This is a genomic window from Pantoea sp. E956-1 (assembly GCF_982223955.1).
The window spans coordinates 1-420 of sequence record NZ_CEUYZP010000092.1; the positions used below are offsets into that span (position 1 = coordinate 1).

Consider the following 420-nt stretch of genomic DNA (forward strand, 5'->3'; position numbering starts at 1 on the left):
TGATAATTGCCTTGCCCGTCCTGCTCGACGACGAACTGGCCCTCATTAGCGATCTGAGCGTACGTGCGCTGATCCGGTCCGGTGACCAAACCTTCGTTCTGCGCCACGGGTACCAGTTCGTGGAAACGCTCTTGCGGCCAAGCGATTGCGTTACGAGTGGCGCTGAAGTTCTCCGTTGCATCCGGCAAGGCGTGAACAGTAACCGTGGGCAGTGTGCTGGCTGCGGCAGATGTGCTTGCCGCTTGACTGACGGCCGGTGAATCGACGCCCAGAAGCAGGGCGTCAGGCATGTCCAGGCCCATACGGCTGACGAGAGGCGGTGAGCCGGAATGTCCAGCATCGGGGGCATTGGGTGGTTTTACTGCAGGGACTTTTTTGGGTGACTTGGCCATGGGGAATGCTCGGTAAAAGAGCGCGCAG

The 420-nt window shown here is 60.0% G+C and carries 1 protein-coding gene; it reads right to left on the minus strand.

Features of this window, described 5'->3' with window-relative positions:
- Positions 1–392: hypothetical protein (locus tag AC0T7J_RS25415; RefSeq protein ID WP_473798573.1), on the minus strand; the 392-nt coding region annotated here is incomplete at its 3' end.
- Positions 393–420: the final 28 nt, after the last annotated feature.